The organism is Bradyrhizobium genomosp. I (2014) (genome assembly GCF_000261685.1).
Taxonomy (GTDB): Bacteria; Pseudomonadota; Alphaproteobacteria; order Rhizobiales; family Xanthobacteraceae; genus Bradyrhizobium.
In genome coordinates this window covers 1-2,722 of record NZ_AJQE01000218.1, presented here as the reverse complement: position 1 = coordinate 2,722, position 2,722 = coordinate 1, and the positions used below count along the sequence as shown (strand labels likewise).

Genomic DNA, 2,722 nt, shown 5'->3' with positions numbered 1-2,722 from the left:
GTTTTGGCCGATGTTCGCCCCGGAAGGCTTCAAGGCCTTCGCCTCCAGGAACAAGAAGGACATCGATTCCGGCAAGTTCACGCTTGTCGTCGCCGATACGCTGAAGATGCAGCTCGAGCTGCTGCGCGACGGCTATGCCAATGCGCTGGTCGGCCAGCGTCCGTTCGAGATGGGCGAGAAGGCGATGGACACGCTGCTCGCCATCAAGAAGGGCGAGAAGGTGCCGGAGATCGTCTATACCGGGCTCGACCTCGTGACCAAGGACAACGTCGCGCAGATGCTGAAGTAGGAGCGCCGCCAGCCCCGCGCTCCTGCATGCCACTCCCGCTTGCGGTTTCCGCAAGCGGGAGTGATGATTTGGACTGCTGGAACAAGACAGCTGGAAGGCAATGGGAATGAAACGCTCGCGGCTTGGCTCCCTCGACGTGACTTCGATCGGTCTCGGTTCCGCTCCGCTCGGCGGATTGTTCACCCCCGTCAGCGATGCAGATGCGGAGGCGACGATCGCGCGCGCCTGGTCGCTCGGCGTGCGCTTTTTCGATACCGCGCCGCTCTACGGCTTCGGCCTCGCGGAGCGACGGTTGGGCGCGTTCCTGCGACAACAGAAGCGCGAGTCCTATGCCATCTCGACCAAGGTCGGCCGCCTGCTGCGCGCATTGGATGGCGATGCCGCGGACGACGAGCACTACAAGGGCACGCCGCGCGAGCGGCCGGTGTTCGACTTCAGCCATGACGGTGTGATGCGATCGGTCGAGGAGAGCCTCGAGCGCCTCGGGCTCGACCGCGTCGACGTCCTGCTCGTGCATGATCCCGACGACCATTATGACGACGCCGTCGCAGGCGCCTTCCGCGCGCTCCAGCGTCTGCGCAATGAAGGCACCGTCAAGGCGATCGGCGCCGGCATGAACCAGTCGGAGATGCTGGTTCGCTTCGCCGAGGCCGTGCCGGTCGACTGCTTCCTGCTCGCCGGGCGCTACACGCTGCTCGATCAGGGCGCACTGGATGCGCTGTTTCCGCTCTGTCGGGCGAAGGATATCGGCATCCTGCTCGGCGGCATCTACAACAGCGGCATCCTGGCCAATCCGCGGACTGGCGCGAAGTTCAACTATCAGGACGCCGATCCTGCGCTCGTTGCGCGAGCGCTTGCGCTCGACGAGCTCTGCCGCAGGCACGGCACCGAGCTGAAAGCCGCCGCGCTCCAGTTCTGCATGGCCCATCCGGCGGTGACCGTCGCGGTGATGGGTGCGCGCAATGCCGCGGAAGTAGCCGACAACATCGCGATGTCGGAGGCGGCGGTGCCGCCGGCGTTCTGGCAGGAGCTGCGTGCGCGAAAGCTCGTCGATGCACGGGCGCCGCTGCCGGGCGGAGTGTAAGGCGTGATCATCGACGCCCACCAGCATTTCTGGGACCCGGCGCACGCCGACTATCCCTGGATGGAGGCGGACGAGCTTACGCCGATCCGTCGCGCCTTCGGTCCCGCCGATCTCGCGCCATTGCTGAAAGCAAACGGCGTCGACGCGAGCATCGTCGTGCAATGCCGTTCCGCGCCCGAGGAGACCGAGCAGTTCCTGCGCATCGCGCGCGCCAATCCCTTCGTCGCCGGTGTGGTCGGCTGGGCCGATCTGACCGATGGTGCGCTTGACGAAACGCTCGACCGCCTGCGCGCTTTGCCCGGAGGCAGCAAGCTGGTCGGCATCCGCCACCAGGTTCACGACGAGGCCGACCCCGATTGGCTGCTCCGCGAGGATGTTCAGCGCGGCCTCACGGCTGTGTTCGCCCGCGATCTCGCTTACGATTTCCTCGTTCGCGCCCGCGAGCTGCCATCCGCGATCGCAACGGCGCAGGCCTTTCCGCAGGCGCGCTTCGTGCTCGACCACGCCGCCAAGCCGCCGATCGCAGCTGGCGGGAGCGCCGAATGGGCTGACCGCATCAAAGCGTTGGCGGCCTGCGGCAATGTCTGGTGCAAGATCTCAGGGTTAGCGACCGAGGCGGTCTGGAACGACTGGGATGCGGAACGGCTGTTTCCGTTCGTCGAGCACGCCGCGAAATGTTTCGGCGAGGACAGGCTGATCTTCGGCTCCGACTGGCCAGTCTGTTTGCTTGCGGGAAGCTACGGTGAGATCAAGACTGCGCTGGAGGCCTGCCTCGCGAGACTTGGCCCGCGTGTGCGGGACAAGGCTCTTGGTGTGAACGCGGCGCAGGCGTACCAGCTGGCTATCGCCGGTTAGCGCGAAGCGCCGGTGTCCTCCTGCCTCTCCTGGCAGAGCAGGAGAGGGGAGGCAGCGGCGGGACCCGCTCCAAGCCTACTCCGACATCGGCTTGTCGGAGATGTCCCAGTCCTTGCCGGTGAAGGTGGAGATGAACAGCGTCTTCATCGGCGTGTAGTTGTCGGGCGTGTAGCTGTAGGTGACGCCGTCGAGGAAGTATGGCGAGTGGAAGCCCGCGAGCGTCGATGCGTGCTTCAGCACGTTGGCGCGGGTGAGCTCGTCGCCGCAGCGGCGCAGGATCTCGCCCATGGTCACGGCCTGGCCGTAGCCGGCGAAGGCGATGGTGTTGTCGGGGTCGATTGCCGGCGTGTACTTCTTGCGCAGCTCCTCGAACGCCATCACGTCGGGGTCCTTCTCCCATTTCGGCAGTCCGACTTCCTTGTTGTAGCGGATGGCAACAATGCCGGTGGCGTTATCGAGACCCGCAGCATTGAGGATCGAGCGACCGGTCGAGC

General features: G+C 65.6%; 2 protein-coding genes and 2 pseudogenes. 3 read left to right on the top strand and 1 reads right to left on the bottom strand.

Annotated elements, in window-relative coordinates; genetic code table 11:
- From IC50_RS20935 to IC50_RS20925, 3 genes and pseudogenes are all read left to right on the top strand, one after another.
- Positions 1–289, top strand: a pseudogene (locus tag IC50_RS20935) (sugar-binding protein); the annotation flags it as partial.
- A 106-nt stretch (positions 290–395) separates the two neighbouring features.
- Entirely contained in the window at positions 396–1,373 is a 978-nt protein-coding gene (locus IC50_RS20930; protein ID WP_035709022.1) for an aldo/keto reductase, read from the top strand.
- Between the two features lie 3 nt (positions 1,374–1,376).
- Positions 1,377–2,228: an amidohydrolase family protein gene (locus IC50_RS20925; RefSeq protein WP_035709017.1), complete on the top strand. Its 852-nt coding sequence runs from the start codon at positions 1,377–1,379 to the stop codon at positions 2,226–2,228.
- 75 nt (positions 2,229–2,303) lie between these two features.
- On the opposite strand, the pseudogene IC50_RS20920 reads toward IC50_RS20925, so the two are convergent.
- A pseudogene (locus IC50_RS20920) lies at positions 2,304–2,722 on the bottom strand (ABC transporter substrate-binding protein); the annotation flags it as partial.

Excerpts from the sequence above, each read along its gene's own strand:
- IC50_RS20930 (WP_035709022.1), top strand. The coding sequence starts at position 396 with ATGAAACGCTCGCGGCTTGGCTCCCTCGACGTGACTTCGATCGGTCTC.